15 protein-coding genes and 1 pseudogene are annotated in these 15,363 nt (G+C 47.8%); 5 read left to right on the forward strand and 11 right to left on the reverse strand.

Annotated elements, in window-relative coordinates; genetic code table 11:
- Positions 1-16: 16 nt before the first annotated feature.
- Entirely contained in the window at positions 17-511 is a 495-nt protein-coding gene (locus QZX97_RS13020) for a hypothetical protein (protein WP_295664696.1), read from the reverse strand.
- Between the two features lie 152 nt (positions 512-663).
- Between QZX97_RS13020 and QZX97_RS13025 the strand changes: the two genes are divergently transcribed.
- Positions 664-2,253, forward strand: coding sequence for a peptide chain release factor 3 (locus tag QZX97_RS13025; protein WP_295655183.1), 1,590 nt, complete (start codon positions 664-666; stop codon positions 2,251-2,253).
- 425 nt (positions 2,254-2,678) lie between these two features.
- Here QZX97_RS13025 and QZX97_RS13030 read toward each other — a convergent pair whose 3' ends face one another.
- Genes QZX97_RS13030 through QZX97_RS13040 form a run of 3 tightly spaced genes read right to left on the reverse strand, consistent with a single transcriptional unit; the run spans position 2,679 to position 4,734 of the window.
- Positions 2,679-3,197, reverse strand: a complete 519-nt coding sequence (locus QZX97_RS13030; protein WP_295655181.1) for a DinB family protein — start codon at positions 3,195-3,197, stop codon at positions 2,679-2,681.
- 3 nt (positions 3,198-3,200) lie between these two features.
- Positions 3,201-3,428, reverse strand: a complete 228-nt coding sequence (locus QZX97_RS13035) for a DUF1456 family protein (protein WP_295655180.1) — start codon at positions 3,426-3,428, stop codon at positions 3,201-3,203.
- A gap of 4 nt (positions 3,429-3,432) precedes the next feature.
- Positions 3,433-4,734 carry a DEAD/DEAH box helicase gene (locus tag QZX97_RS13040; protein ID WP_295655179.1) on the reverse strand — a complete coding sequence of 434 codons (1,302 nt, stop codon included), beginning with the start codon at positions 4,732-4,734 and terminating at the stop codon, positions 3,433-3,435.
- A 150-nt stretch (positions 4,735-4,884) separates the two neighbouring features.
- On the opposite strand from QZX97_RS13040, the gene QZX97_RS13045 reads away from it, so the two are divergent.
- The 3 genes from QZX97_RS13045 to QZX97_RS13055 all read left to right on the forward strand — a co-directional run bounded on the left by QZX97_RS13045 (position 4,885) and on the right by QZX97_RS13055 (position 7,759).
- Positions 4,885-6,177, forward strand: a complete 1,293-nt coding sequence (locus QZX97_RS13045) for a DEAD/DEAH box helicase (RefSeq protein ID WP_295655177.1) — start codon at positions 4,885-4,887, stop codon at positions 6,175-6,177.
- Positions 6,178-6,264: 87 nt separating this feature from the next.
- On the forward strand, positions 6,265-7,485 hold the full coding sequence (locus tag QZX97_RS13050) for a hypothetical protein (protein ID WP_295664697.1): 1,221 nt from the start codon (positions 6,265-6,267) through the stop codon (positions 7,483-7,485).
- Between the two features lie 37 nt (positions 7,486-7,522).
- Positions 7,523-7,759: a hypothetical protein gene (locus tag QZX97_RS13055; protein ID WP_295655173.1), complete on the forward strand. Its 237-nt coding sequence runs from the start codon at positions 7,523-7,525 to the stop codon at positions 7,757-7,759.
- Here the strand turns inward: QZX97_RS13055 and rlmF are convergent.
- The 6 genes from rlmF to QZX97_RS13085 all read right to left on the reverse strand — a co-directional run bounded on the left by rlmF (position 7,756) and on the right by QZX97_RS13085 (position 14,113).
- Positions 7,756-8,730, reverse strand: coding sequence for a 23S rRNA (adenine(1618)-N(6))-methyltransferase RlmF (gene rlmF / locus QZX97_RS13060; protein WP_295655171.1), 975 nt, complete (start codon positions 8,728-8,730; stop codon positions 7,756-7,758). The two genes, QZX97_RS13055 and rlmF, sit on opposite strands and share 4 nt — an antisense overlap.
- 10 nt (positions 8,731-8,740) lie before the next feature.
- Positions 8,741-9,124, reverse strand: a complete 384-nt coding sequence (locus tag QZX97_RS13065; RefSeq protein WP_295655269.1) for a DUF3037 domain-containing protein — start codon at positions 9,122-9,124, stop codon at positions 8,741-8,743.
- Complete coding sequence (locus QZX97_RS13070; protein ID WP_295655170.1) at positions 9,102-9,896, reverse strand: HipA family kinase; 795 nt, start codon at positions 9,894-9,896, stop codon at positions 9,102-9,104. Before QZX97_RS13070 ends, QZX97_RS13065 begins: the two co-directional genes overlap by 23 nt.
- 57 nt (positions 9,897-9,953) lie before the next feature.
- On the reverse strand, positions 9,954-11,153 hold the full coding sequence (locus QZX97_RS13075; RefSeq protein ID WP_295655168.1) for a threonine synthase: 1,200 nt from the start codon (positions 11,151-11,153) through the stop codon (positions 9,954-9,956).
- A 121-nt stretch (positions 11,154-11,274) separates the two neighbouring features.
- A complete protein-coding gene (locus QZX97_RS13080) occupies positions 11,275-12,915 on the reverse strand; it encodes a M28 family peptidase (RefSeq protein ID WP_295655166.1) in 1,641 nt (546 codons plus the stop codon).
- 13 nt (positions 12,916-12,928) lie between these two features.
- Positions 12,929-14,113 (reverse strand): TlpA disulfide reductase family protein, encoded by a 1,185-nt coding sequence (locus QZX97_RS13085; protein WP_295655164.1) that lies wholly within the window; start codon positions 14,111-14,113, stop codon positions 12,929-12,931.
- Between the two features lie 118 nt (positions 14,114-14,231).
- Here QZX97_RS13085 and QZX97_RS13090 point away from each other — a divergent pair, with 118 nt between their 5' ends.
- The gene (locus QZX97_RS13090) at positions 14,232-15,206 is read left to right on the forward strand and encodes a glycosyl hydrolase (RefSeq protein ID WP_295655162.1); all 975 of its coding nucleotides are present in this window, start codon (positions 14,232-14,234) and stop codon (positions 15,204-15,206) included.
- A gap of 12 nt (positions 15,207-15,218) precedes the next feature.
- Here the strand turns inward: QZX97_RS13090 and QZX97_RS13095 are convergent.
- Positions 15,219-15,363 (reverse strand): annotated as a pseudogene (locus QZX97_RS13095) (tRNA uridine-5-carboxymethylaminomethyl(34) synthesis GTPase MnmE); the annotation flags it as partial.

Here is a 15,363-nt window from a genome sequence, read left to right on the forward strand (position 1 = left end):
ACTTTCAGCTGACGATTTACACATATCTACGGCGTGATGTTCCGTAAAGCACGCCTGTATTTTTATACCATTTTTCTTTGATCCAATGCCCTTTGCTATCGTATTTATACTCACGATATTCACCTTTAGTGGAGTCGGGCGATTCGCAAGTTTGCCTGCTTACCTGCCCTTTTTTATTATAGGAATTAACCCAAACCGAAGTGTCGGTACCAGAATAAATCGTCGTTTCCTTGATTAACTGTCCTTTATCATTATAGTTGCAAAAATATGAGAGTGTATTAACTTGCGCGATAGAGACTACATCACCGTTCTTATTATAACAAGTTTTTGAAGAAAGTAAGCTATCGCCTGTTAATTTGCCATCCTCAACGTAATAGATATACTCGTCCATTTCTTGTATTTTACAGGCGGCAATTTGTTGTTTGGTTATTTTGTTATCGAAGTTTACGCCTTCTTGCGCGTTGGCTTTTAGTATAATACAACTTAACAAAATGACCAATATACTTTTCATCACAAGGTTTAAATATCCCGTAATAAAAGTAAATATTTTTTCAAAGTATAAGCATCGGTGTAATCACTTTCGAATCGGTGAAATCACCCTCAAAATTATTATCTTTGCACCCTTATTAAAAACAGGCTGCATAAGCTTCCGCAAACGCGTTTATGGTTTACCCCGAAATAGAAAGAAGAAAAACATTCGCCATTATTAGCCACCCCGATGCGGGTAAAACCACTTTAACCGAAAAGTTTTTGCTGTTTGGGGGCGCCATCAATACCGCCGGGGCCGTAAAACGCAACAAAGCCAACCAAAGCAACACGTCGGACTTTATGGAGATCGAGAAGCAGCGTGGTATTTCGGTGGCTACATCCGTAATGGGTTTTGAGTATAAAGGCAAGCGCATCAACATATTAGACACCCCGGGCCACAAGGATTTTGCCGAGGATACCTACCGCACGCTATCGGCGGTGGACAGTGTTATTTTGGTGGTGGACAGTGTGAAAGGCGTAGAAGAGCAGACCCTTAAGCTGATGAGCGTTTGCCGGATGCGCAATACGCCGGTGATCGTGTTCATCAACAAGATGGACCGTGAGGGGAAAGATGCTTTCGACCTGTTGGACGATATTGAGAAACAATTAAACATCAGCCTTTGTCCGTTGAGCTGGCCTATCGGTCAGGGTTATACGTTTAAAGGCGTTTATAATATTTACGAGCAGCAGTTAAACCTGTTCAACCCGGACAAGAACAAAATAACAGAGCCCGTTATCAAGGTGAAAGACCTGGATGATGAGGAACTGGCCAAGCACCTGAAACCAAAGGAACTTACCGACCTTAAAGACGACCTGGAACTGATTGGTGGTGTTTATGGCGAACTGGATAAAGAAATGTATTTGGAGGGCTTGTTAGCCCCGGTATTTTTCGGAAGTGCCATTAATAACTTTGGGATACGGGAGTTGTTGGATACGTTTGTCAACATCGCGCCAAGCCCTAAAAGTCGTGATGCTGAAAGCCGTGTGGTATTGGCTACCGAAAAGCCTTTTACCGGTTTTGTGTTTAAGATACATGCCAATTTGGACCCGAACCACCGCGACCGCATCGCCTTTTTGAGGATATGCAGCGGCAAGTTTGAGCGCAACAAGTTTTACTACCATACCCGCCTGGACAAGAAGCTAAAATTTAGCAACCCGATGGACTTTATGGCCAACGAGAAGAGCCTGGTGGAAGAAGCCTGGCCCGGCGACGTGGTTGGTTTATACGACAGCGGCAACTTTAAGATTGGCGATACGCTGACCGAAGGTGAAAAACTGCAGTTTAAGGGCATACCCAGCTTCTCGCCAGAGATATTTAAGGAGGTGGAGAACCGCGACCCGCTAAAATCGAAACAACTGGAAAAAGGCATCCAGCAACTCACCGAAGAGGGTGTGGCGCAATTGTTCGTTCAGCAGCCGGGTAACCGCAAGATTATCGGTACTGTGGGCGAACTGCAGTTTGAAGTGATCAGCTTTAGGTTGGAGCATGAGTATGGGGCGAAGGCGGCGTTCAGGTTGCTGACCTTTAAACGTTCGAGCTGGATAACATCGACAGATAAAAAGAAACTGGGCGAGATTATGCAACGCAGGGCGCACAATATAGCCACCGATAAAGAGGGCAACCCGGTGTTTTTAGCTGATAACGATTTTATGATCAATTTGGCGAAGCGCGATTTCCCGGAAGTGGAGTTCCATACGACTTCGGAGCATAAGAAAGAGAAATGATGTCGGAGGACTGAGGTCGGAAGTCGGAGTTAAGTTCAATTATTTTTCAGGGTTTCAATAATTTTTCTTATATTGTAGGGACCGCTGATTGGATTTGATTGATTTGATTAGGCTGATTTGTTCTTTGAAAAATATCTTACTTTTACCCCCCCCTTTTGAAAAGTCAAAAGTCAAAAGTCAAAAGTCAAAAGTCAAAAGTCAAAAGTCAAAAGTCAAAAAGTTGGAGAGTTGATAGGGATGAAAATATTTTACCTTTCCCCATTTTTTGAGTGGCAGTAGCAGTTGCAGTAGACAGCGGTGATAAGGACTTTAAAAATTTCCCACTTTTACCCCCCTTTTTGAGCGGGAAGCTTAAAGCATAAAGCTGAAAGCTTTTTATAGGATAGTGTAGAGACGGGGCTTTTAAATTTCCTACTTTTACCCCCCTACCACTTGTCTTTTATCACTTGTACGGTTACGAGCAGTTGGCCGGTGTGGCGCATGATGTGTTCGGCGCAGTGGAACAGGAGGCCGAGGTGTGTGGTGGGTACCTGGAGGCGGCCAATGCCGCGTGGTTCGGTGAGGGTTGCTTCGTCGGTATGGCTTAGTTGCTCGATGGCGGAATCGACCTTTGCCGAGAATGCGGCTACGAGTTTTGGGGTGATGTTGTCGTCGAGATAGGCTTTGCCTTCGTTGGCGAGGTAATGGAGTTGATCGACGGTCAGGGCTTCGGCACGGGCGTAGGTAAACAGGCGGTCAATTACCCCGGCCATGTGCTCGAGGTGAAAGGCGGGTGATGCCATGCTTGCCGGTGTTTCCCAAAGCCGGGCGTCGGGGAAGCCTTCCATGATAATGGTCACCTCTTCGCGGGCTTCGAGTAGAGCATGGGCCACGGGCTGTAACAACGGCGGTATGCCCGGTACAGGGCCGCGTTGCCAAACTTCGGGTCGGTTAAACTGGGGCATGGCTTATTTTTCGGGTCTTGGGCCACGCAGGTGGATGACGAGCCCGTTCAGAAAGTTGCGCAGGATCTGGTCGCCGCAGGGCTTAAAATTGGGATGGTCCTCGGCACGGAATATCGCGCCAAGCTCGGCTTTGGTGGTCTTGAAATTGGCGAGCTTTAGTATCTCGACGATATCATCGTCGCGTAACTGGAGCGCAACGCGCAGTTTCTTCATTATATCGTTGTTACTCATGGTGTTATCTTGAAATATCGATCTTTACTTTTTTGTTCTTTATCTTCTCGTTCTTGATGAGGTCGACAGTCGCGGCGATCAGTTTGCGGTTAACCGCAGCGTAGGACGAATAGTCGAGCACTTCAATGAGACCAAGTTCATCTTTGTTGAGCTTGCCTTTTTGCAACAGAAGGCCTACAATGTCTACCTTGTTCACCTTGTCCTTTTTACCTGCTGCAATATACAAAGTTGCCCAGGGAGTTGGTTCGGGGAGCTTGGTTCTTTCGGGCAGGGTTTCGAGTTCGTATTTGGCCTCCAAAAAATCGGGGCGTTCATCGGGCGTCAACAACAGGTAGGCCGTGCCTTTGGCGTGCATGCGCGCCGTGCGGCCGTTGCGGTGGGTAAAGGCCTCCTTATTGTGCGGTACCTGATAGTGGATGATGTATTCGATCTCGGGTATATCCAAGCCGCGCGAGGCCAAATCGGTAGTGATGAGCAAGCGGCTGCTGCCGTTACGGAACTTGATGAGGGCCTTTTCGCGGTCTTCCTGCTCCATACCGCCATGGAATACATCGTGGATGACGCGCATATCCCACAATAACTCGGAGATACGATCGACGGCATCGCGGTGGTTGCAGAACACCAAGGTAACCTTGCTACCAATGGTGCAGATGAGTTTGAACAGGGTCTCCAGCTTTTCGTCTGGCTCAGTAATCACCGCTTTGAGTTGAAGGGCCGAGGCACTGGTATCGCGTTTCAAGAAGTTAAGCTCGACCGGGGCCTTTACTCCCGCGAAAGCGGGGATATTATCCATTTGGGTGGCCGAGGTGAGGATACGGCGCTGGAGGCCGACCAAATTGCGGATGATGTAGGACATATCGTTCTCAAAGCCAAATTCGAGGGCTTTATCAAACTCGTCCAACACCAGGGTTTTGATGGCGTCGGTCTTGAAGTTTGAGCGTTTGATATGATAGGCGATGCGGCCCGGTGTTCCCACCAAAATAGCAGGCGGCTGCGACAGGTTGTTGCGTTCCACCTTGGTATCGTGCCCGCCGTAGCAGCAATTGATCTTGAAGCCGGTACCCATAGTTTTGAAGACTTGTTCGATCTGCAAGGCCAGTTCGCGCGAGGGTACCATGATGAGTACTTGCACATCGGCAACAGCCGGATCGAGGGTTTTTAAAACGGGGAGCAAAAAGCCCAAGGTTTTGCCTGAACCTGTCGGCGACAGGAGTACCATATCGCGACTTACGTCGGCATTGAGCGCAGCGTGCTGCATTTGGTTCAGTTCGGCTATGTTGAGTTTTGCGAGGGCTTCTTTTATCATTGTGGGGCAAAGGTACGGGTTTTTGAGTTGGGAGTTTCGGGCTGCGAGTTATGGGTTGTTTATCTCTTCAAAAACTGTTGGTGCAATTTGACAAACACTCGCAACAGGTAACCTACAACACACAACTCAAAAACCCGTACCTTTGCCGCAATGTGGTTAGAGAAATTAAAGCTGAACAAGCAATTGGTGCGCTCGGTAACCGAGGCCGGGTACTTAACACCTAAAGAGATACAGGCAAAAACGTTGACGCGGATGATAGGCGGACAGGATATTATTGCCGTTGGGCCTGAGGGCTGTGGTAAAACTACGGCCTATATCATCGGTGTGCTGATGCGTTTAAAATATGGGGTTGAGGAAGCACCGAGGGCTTTGGTTTTGGTTCCCGATAAGGAACGGGTGTTGGAGGTTACGGAGATGTTCCATCGTTTGAACAAGAACGAAAGCATACGCATTGTAAGCCTGTATGCTACGCCGGGGACCGAAACGCAGATGAATGCCTTGGCCGATGGTTGCGACATTGTGGTAGCTACGCCCGACAGGGCTCGTGCCATATACCTGAAACTGGGTTTGAACCTGAACAAGATCATGATGTTTGTGGTGGATGACGCGCAAGCCATTGTAAAGCAAGGCTTGCAGTTACCTGTGAACGAATTAGCCAACAGCATCACCAAATGCCAGCACTTAGTGTTTACCGAGGTGATGCACAGCAAGCTGGAGCTGATGATAGACCCGTTTATGAACGACGCGGCGATTATTGAAGTGGAAGAGTTGACCGAAGCTAAGGCAGAGGTTTACGAGCAGTTGTTGTACACCGTACCGAACTTCAAGACCAAAATCAACCTGCTTAACCTTCTTTTGGGCGAACAAGCTGCCAAAAACAAAATGGTGGTGTACGTAAATACACGTTTAACTGCCGAAAAGCTGTACAATAGCATGTTTCAGGGGGTAAAGAAAAAGGCGGCATTGTTGAAGCCCATTTTTTTTGAGTCGGCGGGGTTTGAGCATATAGACGATTTTAAGGACCAGGACGCTTATTCGATACTGATCGTGGCGAACGAGTTGCAGGTAACAACCGACCTTTACCGCATCGATACCATTATCCATTTTGAACTGCCTGTGGAGAAAGAAACTTTTATACAACGCATTGTAAAAAGGGACGGGCAGGATTTGGAAGTATTAACTTTTAGTACCGACCATGAACTGGCCGATGTAAGAAAGATAGAGCAAGCTACAGGGAAGAAGATGCAGGTAACTGAATTGCCGGAGAACCTGATCGTGAGCAAGGATGTGAAAGATGCAGAAGTAAAGAAAAGGCCAATGCCGAAGAATACCGAGCCGGTGCGCGGCGAGGCTTTCCACGAAAAAAAGGCCAGCAACGCTAAGACCTATAATATCAGCGCAAGCAAAAAGGCCAAAATGAACAAGAAGAAGAAACACGGGTAGTAGATAACGTGTTAATTTTTTGTGAACTAAGGGTTATCAAATTTCCCTGAGCGGGTAGCAACGAGGTTTTTGTCGTTCTTTTGTACGATGAAAAAAAAGCCGGTCTACCTGTTCATTTTTGTAGCACTGTCTGCAGCTGTCGTTTATTCCTGCTCAAAATCAACGACTACCAGCACAGGCCCTATAATTGTACCGCCTCCGGTAACACCGCCACCCGTAAACACCGGAGTGCCTCCTTATAGCGGCGGCACTACACCCCTGCCCAATACGGTAGCCAAGTTGGATACCCTGAACGTAATGGCTTATAATGTGCTCAACTTTGGCGATTTATGCCAGGGCTCGGTAGCTACTTTGGAAGGGTATTTAAAAACCATTGTGCAGTACGTACAACCCGATCTGTTCAGCGCCGAAAAGATGAACGCCTTCGACCCCACGCAGCCCACACCATATAACCTGGCTGCCGAAATAACCAACAACGCATTGAACGCGGTTTTCCCCAATAAGTTTGCCTATTGCACCCCGACAAACACATCTGCCGATAGCAAAATGAGCGTGCTGTTTTATAACAAGCAGAAGCTGACGTATGTGAGCACCTTCAATTTGTACGCCAACGTATCCGACTTCGACCTGTACAAACTATACTATAACGACCCTAACCTTGCCATTACGCACGATACCACTTATTTATATGTGGTGGTGAACCATACCCAATCGGGCAGTGCGCCAAACGCGGTCCGCGACGCGCAGGAAAGCGGGGAAATGGCTGCTCTACGTAAAAGGTTCGCTTACTTCTCGAACCTGATTGTGATGGGCGATTGTAACCAGCATAACACTACCGAAGCGGGCTATCAAAGCATCATCAGCGCAGCGGACACGACGACACAGATGAGCGACCCGCCGTTTTATCCCGACAAGGTATTTACCTATCCGGCAGATTGGGACAATAACCCCGTACCCTATTGTTCTTATTTAACTACTTCTACACGGCAGTTGTCCAACTACCCCAACAGTTGCGGAACCAATGGCGGCGCAAGCTCCTGGTACGACCATATCTTTATATCGCCTTTCCTAATCAAAGGCAGCAACTATATGGGCTATATCCCAGGTTCATACCTTACTATCGGCAACGACGGACACCGTTTTAATGCCGACATCAACGCCACCACGCCTGTTGTCAATACTTCGGCACCAGCCAATGTGCTTAATGCTTTGTTCCAACTATCTAACAAATACCCGATCACCATCAAAATACTGGTGAAGGCAAACAGGACAGGAGGCAGTATACCCGACCCTGCTGAACGGAATTGACAAAGTATTTTTACCTTTGCAGGATAGTTTAGAACCCATGCAAGAACCATTCGATATCGAGATAGGCCCGATTACTTATTCAGTTTTCCCGGAAGAGGATGACATGTATACCATTTTTAAAGATGGTATTGAATATGTTAAGATACAAAAAGACACCGAGCAACAATGGATAAAGCTTGACCACGAAACCGAGACCCCAACGTTTGAAACGGATGCCGAAGTGAACATGATTGGCAAAGAAATCATCATTTACCAGGCCGAAAACGAGGCTTAGTCTTTAGCTGCAACCCACCGTTTGGCTTTCCAATCTTGCTGTTTGGCTTCATCTAAAAAAGTCCAGGCTACTATACGGCTCACCTTTTGCCCTTGCGACATGCTGATGGTTTTCACATCCACCGCCTTGAACCAATGTAACGTACGATAAATAGCCTCTAATGAGTCTTTTTTGGATACCAAAGTAGTGAACCAAAAACAGCTGTCGGGTATTTGCGCGCTTTGCTCTATCATCCTGTTGATAAAGGCAGTTTCGCCGCCGGCAGTCCAAAGTTCCGCTTTCTGTCCGCCGAAGTTCAGCATGTCTTTCTTTTGTTCTTTGCCCAGGTTGCGCCATTTGGTAAGTGTACCGGCTTGTGCTTCTTTTAGCGATGCATGGAATGGCGGGTTGCAAATGGTGGCGTCGAAAAACTCGCCGGGTTTGATGATACCGTTGAAAATATCGGCCGACTTTGGCTGCAAGCGGGCTTCAATCTTACCCACTGTATTCTTGTTGGATGAGATGATGGCGTTTGCCGATTGGATAGCCGCCGGGTCGATATCAGAACCAACAAAATGCCAGCCATAACTGCGCAGGCCCAATAAAGGGTAAATACAGTTTGCCCCTATGCCAATATCCAATATTTTGACCTGTTTGCCCGGAGGAAACACGCCGCCATTGCTTTCGGCCAATAAATCAGCCAGGTAATGGATATAGTCGGCCCGGCCCGGTATAGGCGGGCACAAAAAGCCCTCGGGTATATCCCAGTGGTTAATATTATAATAGGCTTTGAGCAGGGCACGATTCAAAACTTTTACCGCGTCGGCATTGGTAAAATCGATAGTTTCCTGCTGGTACTTATTGAGCGACACAAACTTGCGTAACTCGGGAGAGGCTTTAACCAGCTGTCCAAAATTATAGCTTCCCCGGTGCAAATTGCGCGGGTGCAGGTTCTCTTTTTCAGCAGGCTTTTCTTGTAGAATGGGTGGCATAAAGGTTTGTTTAAAGCACTAACTGCTGATGTAACTTATTAAGGGTTTCGGCGGAATCCTTGCAAAAACCGGGATGCACTTTTGAACATTGTACAACCGTACTACGTGTGGCCGTTAACCACCGAAAACGCGAGGCCATATCCAATTTGCCTATCGGACCGCCTTGCGTGCCGCCAATACATATCTGCTCGAAGGCCAACAGGTGTTCTTTTACTTCGTCGACATCCAGATCAGCGGATAAGGATTTTAGGCGTTGTTCGTCCAACTGAAAAACAGCCCGCAAAAACTTTTGTTTGGCGCAGTACAAAACCACACCCACATTCAGAAACTCTTCGCGCTCTACCCTGGGTACAACGCGTATAACGGCGTACTCAAATAAGGTTTTCTCGTGCATTTCGGGCTTCATTTACAAAGATTTCGGAATTTGCTAAACGCGATGTAAGGTATTTCAAATAAGCTGAACGGTGTTCGTCGGCGGTTTGGAAGGGCGAATCTTTTACCAGCCAGCTATCGGGTATCAAATCAACAACCGAACTCAAAAAATCAGGGTTGAGGATGCCTCTGAAAGCTGCATTAACACTTTCCAGTTCGGCGGCGCGGGGCAACAGTACATGGTCTTTCACCAAAGCGAATGGCCGCAAAGCTTGTTCTTCCCAATTTTGCCAGGAGTGATGAAAATAAAGCGAAGCGCCATGGTCTATCAACCATAGCTCCTTGTGCCATAGCAGCATATTGGTATTGCGGCACGTACGGTCCATGTTGGTGAGGAAGCAATCGAGCCAAACAATTTGCGAGGCGAGCACCGGGTCGACACCGGTAATTGCCGGGTCGAAGGTGATAGCACCTCGCAGGTAATGCAGCGCCAGGTTTAGCCCTACACTTGCTTTAAGCAGGTCTTGTATTTCCTCATCGGGCTCCGTGCGGCCAAAGGCTTCATCGAGGTTGGCAAATACAATCTCGGGGACTTTAAAACCAAGTTTACGGGCTATTTCACCACCGATCAACTCGGCTATCAACGCCTTTGCCCCCTGCCCTGCCCCGCGGAACTTGAGCACGTACAGAAAGTCGTCATCCGCTTCGGCAATGGCAGGCATAGAGCCACCTTCGCGCAATGGCGTAACATAACGGGTAACGTTAACGTGTCGAAGCTGTAATAGGGTATCCATATTCTGCAAAGCCCGAAATTAGGAATAATTATCAGGTTTGAGGAATAGCGTAACGTATTAGCCCGGTATCTCTATGTTCTCCAGATATTTGTACCCGTTGCCTGTATTGATGAGCAGCGCCCTCTCGCCCGGTTGTATCCAATTAGCTGCCCGTAATTTTTTAAAGGCTTGCCAAAGGGCGGCACCTTCGGGGGCAATGAGCATACCTTCGGTACGGGCAATATGCTGAACGGCAAACTGCATTTCATCGTCGCTTATAGTAACCGCGTAGCCTTTGCTTTCGCGAAGTACTTTCAATATCTGTTTATCGGCATAAGGCTTTGGTACACGCAAACCGTTGGCAATGGTAAAACCGCCATCAACAAAGGATGAGGTAGCCTGTTTTGAATGAAAGGCTTGTACGATACCATCGCAGCTTTGCGACTGCACAGCTACCATTCTGGGCCTTTTGCTCCCAATCCAGCCCAATTGCTCCAATTCATCAAATGCTTTCCAAATACCTATCAACCCGGTGCCGCCACCTGTGGGATAGAATATGACATCGGGCAGGTGCCAGTTAAACTGCTCGGCAATTTCGTAGCCCATTGTCTTCTTGCCTTCAAGGCGATAAGGTTCCTTTAACGTGGATAATTGGAACCAATCATTGATTAGGGCATGTTCGTTGATCAATTTACCGCAGTCGCTGATGTTGCCGTCAATTTCAACCAACGTGGCGCCATACAGCCTGCATTCGTCTTTAAAAACTTTGGGGGTAAGTTTGGGCATATACACCACGGCGTGCATACCGGCACGTGCCGCATAGGCTGCCAAAGCGCCACCGGCGTTACCTGCGGTGGGCACAGCTATGGTTTGGATACCCAGTTCTTTTGCTTTTGATACCGCTGCGCTGATGCCCCTTGCTTTGAACGAACCTGTAGGATTACCTGATTCATCTTTCCAATACACCAAGTTATCGGGCGCAATGGCTTTTAGGCTTTGGGCGGGTAATATTGGTGTAAAGCCTTCGCCCATGGTAACAATGTTACGCTCGTAGATAACAGGCAAAAACTCCTTATAGCGCCACATGTTAGCAGGCCTCAATTTCAGCATGTTTTTGCTTAGTACCGGGCGCAGATCATAAGTTGCAAAAAGGGTCGACCTGCAATCGGGGTTGATGCAAACCGTATTCACAACCGTGGCGGAATGAACCGTTCCACATTCGGGGCAAACCAGGTGTGATAGTAATGAGGCGGGGGCTATAAGTGTTTCGGTATCCATAACAATTGATTATAATCTATTATATTTAATTATAAATTTTTGTGTTAAACATTATAACGTGAAGTTATAATAAATTATTCAGCGAAACACCAAATCCAACCAAAATATTACATCCGGGTTACTATTTGTCGGATATGCTAAAGATGTCTCCGGCGTTCCAAACGGGCTTAGCCGCATCCTGGGCCACCAGGTATCCTATTAAAAAGTTGAGTTGGGCATATTTTTTACCTGCTTCAAAATCAAATATGCCATTGATATCATCTTGCGGCTTGTGATAGTATTTTGCCCGCCATGGTGCCACAATATCGGCCAGGTTATTTTTACCGTCGGCGGTTTTGTTACCATATTTTATGTGGAGCGCCGGTATGCCTTCTACCACAAAACTATACTGGTCGCTGCGGGTGAAACGCGCCTGGGCCGGCTCCGGGTCAGGTTCAACGCTGATACCTAAATATCCTGCCGCCTCATCCACCTGCTTAGCCAGCGAGGAATGCTCGGCACCCAAGGCCGTTATCGACAACAATGGTGCAATAATGGTAGGCATGTCGGTATTCACATCGGCAACTATGCTTTTTGTTGGTACTGTTGGATAAGCGGCAAAATAGCCCGAACCGAGTTCACCCATTTCCTCGCCGGTTACCATCACCACCAAGATGGAGCGTTTGGGCTTCTTTCGCATATTGGAATATACCTTGGCTATACCCAACAAACTGGCTACGCCCGATGCATTATCATGAGCGCCGTTGTAGATCGAATCACCCTGTATAGGTGCACCAATGCCCAAATGATCCAGGTGGGCGCTGTGGACAACATATTCATTCTTCAACTTGCGGTCGGTGCCTTCAATTTTGCCGATGATGTTATAGCTTACTATATCCTGGTAATCGGAATGATAAGCGGCATTGATGCCTGCCTTCAACGCGAACGACTGTGGCTTACCTGCCTTCAACTGTGGTAAAATATCCTTTAAGTCCCTGTCCTCTTGTTTCACCAAAGCGCTAAATGTTTTATAATCGATATTGGCGGAAAGCTTAACCTGTTCGGCATAAAAGCTCCGCGATACGGCCACATTCCCTTTCGCATCCATCACACTATAAACGCCACGGTTGCCGCCGCCAAAAAATCGGGCTGTTGAGTCAGCCGGACCAACAATAACTCCTATAGCCCCATGCTGTGCCGCGGTCTTTAGTATCGTCGAAACATTCATCACATGCGCCATTACCGACGACGAGAACTGTGTCGGTGCCCCTCGGGTTATTAACACGATCTTGCCTTTTACATCCAATCCCGCATAGTCATCATAGCCTAATTGGGGTTCGCTCACACCGTAACCCGCAAATACCAATGGCGCATTCAACGACACATTAGGCAAGACAGGGTTTGGCGTTATCGAGATATTACGTCCATAAGTGGCAACCAAATCGCCCGAATTAATGAGCGTAACGCTTGCATCCTTGCCGGTGGTCGCCTTGCGCAACCGCACCGTTTGCAGCCAGGTACCGTTTTCGCCCGCAGGCTTCACCTTCAAATCCTTTAAACGACCAACCACATAATCCACCGCCATTTGGTAACCTTCGGTGCCGGGCATGCGGCCTTTTAGCTTGTCATCAGCCAGATAGGCTATGTCGGCCTTTATCTCATCCGGCTTTACTGTTTCGATAGCCTTTTTAACATTATGTCTCAGTGTAATCTGCTGGGCAAAGACCCTTCCTGTCGTCAAAACCAAAAAAAGGGCAATTAAGCCCTTAAATGTTATATTCATTTGTAATGTTGAATTACTTGTTCATGCTGCCGGTAGTAACCCCGGTCGAACTCTTTGTGGTACCACCCGCGGTAACCTGGGCCAGTTTCTTTACCAATTCCTGCCCGAACAGGTTCTTGCCGATGATCTTTCCATCAGGGTCTATCAAAAAGTTCTGCGGTATGGCCTGCACACCATACAGGGTCGATACTTCGTTCTTCCAATATTTCAGGTCGGTTACCTGTGTCCAAACCAGGCCATCGTCGGCAATGGCTTTTAACCACCTGTCGCGGCCGGTTGGCTGATCCAGCGACACACCCAAAATGGTGAAATTCTTATCCTTAAACTGGTTATAAGCCTTTACCACGTTCGGATTTTCATGACGGCAAGGGCCGCACCATGATGCCCAAAAATCGATCAGCACATACTTGCCTTTAAACGATGCCAGCGTAACCGGGTTACCATCCTTATCATTTTGGCTGAACAACGGCGCTTGCGCACCCAAAGCAACCAACCTCAGTTTCGGTATCATCTCGGCATAAGCCTTGCCTTGTTTGGTAGCCTTCAGTTCGGGCGACAGGATGTTATACATCGGCTCCAAATCGGATGCCTCGGCATAATAACCTATATACCCTTGTATGTTGTTCAAACTTACCAGCGAAGCCGGATGGGCCTTGATAAACTTACCGTAAACCACCTTTTTTTCCGCGTCGATGGCGTTTTCACGCCTGTCAAACGCGTCATTCATTTCGGGGGTAACATTCTTACCTGCCGCTGCTTCTTCTGCGTACAACGCGGTCATCTTATCATTAAATGGCTTCAATTCTGCCTGTAATGCCTGGTTTTCGGTATTCAGTTTCGATCCTGTTATTGTAGCCTTATAAACTGAGTCAGCACCCTTAATATTGATTGTACCCGCCTCTACATAAATGCTCAAACGGTCAATCTTGCGCGACCGGCGTATCGTGCCCATTGTTTCGCCCGCGTGTGCCAGTATCAGCGAGCCGCTGGTAGCTGTGGCCAAAGTACCCTTAAACTCAAAGCTGCCATTCACCACATTAGCCGAGTCTGTGATACTTTGTGTATCGCCGCTGTATATCAAAAATGCCTTTGCCGGGGCGTTAACATTGCTTACCGTTCCCTTTATGGCAAAAGTGCCTGTTTGAGCAAGTACTGCCGCCGGTAGCAACAGTAACGCCATGGATGTTATCTTTTTCATTGAGTGTTGATTTTTAATACCTTTACTATAAGTGGGTTAAAATAACTACAAAATACCATATTGCAAAACAAACGGCTTTTTTTGCCAAATTTGCATCAACCTATAAGCCAATTCCCATATGCGCCCTATACTCAAACTCAGTCTTTTTGTCTTTGCTTTCGCGATACTCATACCCGCCACCCTGCACGCCCAAAGCGATATTGCCGATAAACCTCTTTTTCACGACCCTATCTATGATGGCGCTGCCGACCCTGCCTTCATCTATAACCGCAAAGAACACAAGTGGTTTATGCTGTACACCAACCGCCGCGCTACCGATGCCAATGCCCATGGTGTTACCTGGGTACATGGCACCCGCATCGGCATTGCCGAATCGGTGGATGGCGCACATTGGAAGTATGTGGATACCGCCAACATCAACTACCGGCCCGATTCCGGCTTTACCCACTGGGCACCCGCGCTCATCGAAAACAAGGGCTTGTACCATATGTTCCTCACCTATGTTCCCGGCACCTTTACTGACTGGAACCACCCCCGAAACATCGTCCACCTTACCAGTACCGACCTGCGTAACTGGAAGTTTGAGGCCATAGTCCCATTGGTCAATAACAAGGTTATCGACCCTTATGTGGTAAAAATGCAAGATGGCACCTTCCGCATGTTTTATAACAACGAGAAGGACGGCAAATCCATTTATTACGCGGATAGCAAAGACCTTTACCACTGGACCGACAAAGGCCTGGCCGTACACGATATGAGCGGCGAAGGCCCCATCGCCTTTACCTGGAAAGGCCATAACTGGCTCATTGTGGACAATTGGAAGGGCCTCGGCGTATACAACAGCCCCGACTGGACCACCTGGAAACGTCAGGACGAACGCCTCGTTGAAATCCCCGGCACGGGCAAAGAGGACAACGGCAAGGGCGACCATGCAGACGTCGTCGTCAATAACGACCACGCCTACCTCTTTTATTTTGTTGAAATCAACAAGCGCAGTTGGATACAGGTGACAGAGCTAAAATACCGCCCCGACGGTACCCTTACCTGCGACAGGAACGAGCCAACCCATATTAAATTGAGCGCGCCTAAATAAGTGTAAAGTTCATTACTTTCCGATACAAAACTTTGAAAAGATATTGTCCAGCAGGTCATCTGTAGTAACCACGCCAGTAATCTCGCCAAGGTAGTGAAGGGCTTGTTTGATATCCAATGCCAAAAAATCGGAAGCAATGGGGTTATCTATGCCGTTG

Origin of the sequence: uncultured Mucilaginibacter sp. (genome assembly GCF_903893715.1) — a bacterium.
Classification (GTDB): Bacteria; Bacteroidota; Bacteroidia; order Sphingobacteriales; family Sphingobacteriaceae; genus Mucilaginibacter.

Coding starts and splice junctions, on each gene's coding strand:
- QZX97_RS13020 (WP_295664696.1), bottom strand. CDS start 511: ATGAAAAGTATATTGGTCATTTTGTTAAGTTGTATTATACTAAAAGCC.
- QZX97_RS13025 (WP_295655183.1), top strand. CDS start 664: ATGGTTTACCCCGAAATAGAAAGAAGAAAAACATTCGCCATTATTAGC.
- QZX97_RS13030 (WP_295655181.1), bottom strand. CDS start 3,197: ATGCCCCAGTTTAACCGACCCGAAGTTTGGCAACGCGGCCCTGTACCG.
- QZX97_RS13035 (WP_295655180.1), bottom strand. CDS start 3,428: ATGAGTAACAACGATATAATGAAGAAACTGCGCGTTGCGCTCCAGTTA.
- QZX97_RS13040 (WP_295655179.1), bottom strand. CDS start 4,734: ATGATAAAAGAAGCCCTCGCAAAACTCAACATAGCCGAACTGAACCAA.
- QZX97_RS13045 (WP_295655177.1), top strand. CDS start 4,885: ATGTGGTTAGAGAAATTAAAGCTGAACAAGCAATTGGTGCGCTCGGTA.
- QZX97_RS13050 (WP_295664697.1), top strand. CDS start 6,265: ATGAAAAAAAAGCCGGTCTACCTGTTCATTTTTGTAGCACTGTCTGCA.
- QZX97_RS13055 (WP_295655173.1), top strand. CDS start 7,523: ATGCAAGAACCATTCGATATCGAGATAGGCCCGATTACTTATTCAGTT.
- rlmF (WP_295655171.1), bottom strand. CDS start 8,730: ATGCCACCCATTCTACAAGAAAAGCCTGCTGAAAAAGAGAACCTGCAC.
- QZX97_RS13065 (WP_295655269.1), bottom strand. CDS start 9,124: ATGCACGAGAAAACCTTATTTGAGTACGCCGTTATACGCGTTGTACCC.
- QZX97_RS13070 (WP_295655170.1), bottom strand. CDS start 9,896: ATGGATACCCTATTACAGCTTCGACACGTTAACGTTACCCGTTATGTT.
- QZX97_RS13075 (WP_295655168.1), bottom strand. CDS start 11,153: ATGGATACCGAAACACTTATAGCCCCCGCCTCATTACTATCACACCTG.
- QZX97_RS13080 (WP_295655166.1), bottom strand. CDS start 12,915: ATGAATATAACATTTAAGGGCTTAATTGCCCTTTTTTTGGTTTTGACG.
- QZX97_RS13085 (WP_295655164.1), bottom strand. CDS start 14,113: ATGAAAAAGATAACATCCATGGCGTTACTGTTGCTACCGGCGGCAGTA.
- QZX97_RS13090 (WP_295655162.1), top strand. CDS start 14,232: ATGCGCCCTATACTCAAACTCAGTCTTTTTGTCTTTGCTTTCGCGATA.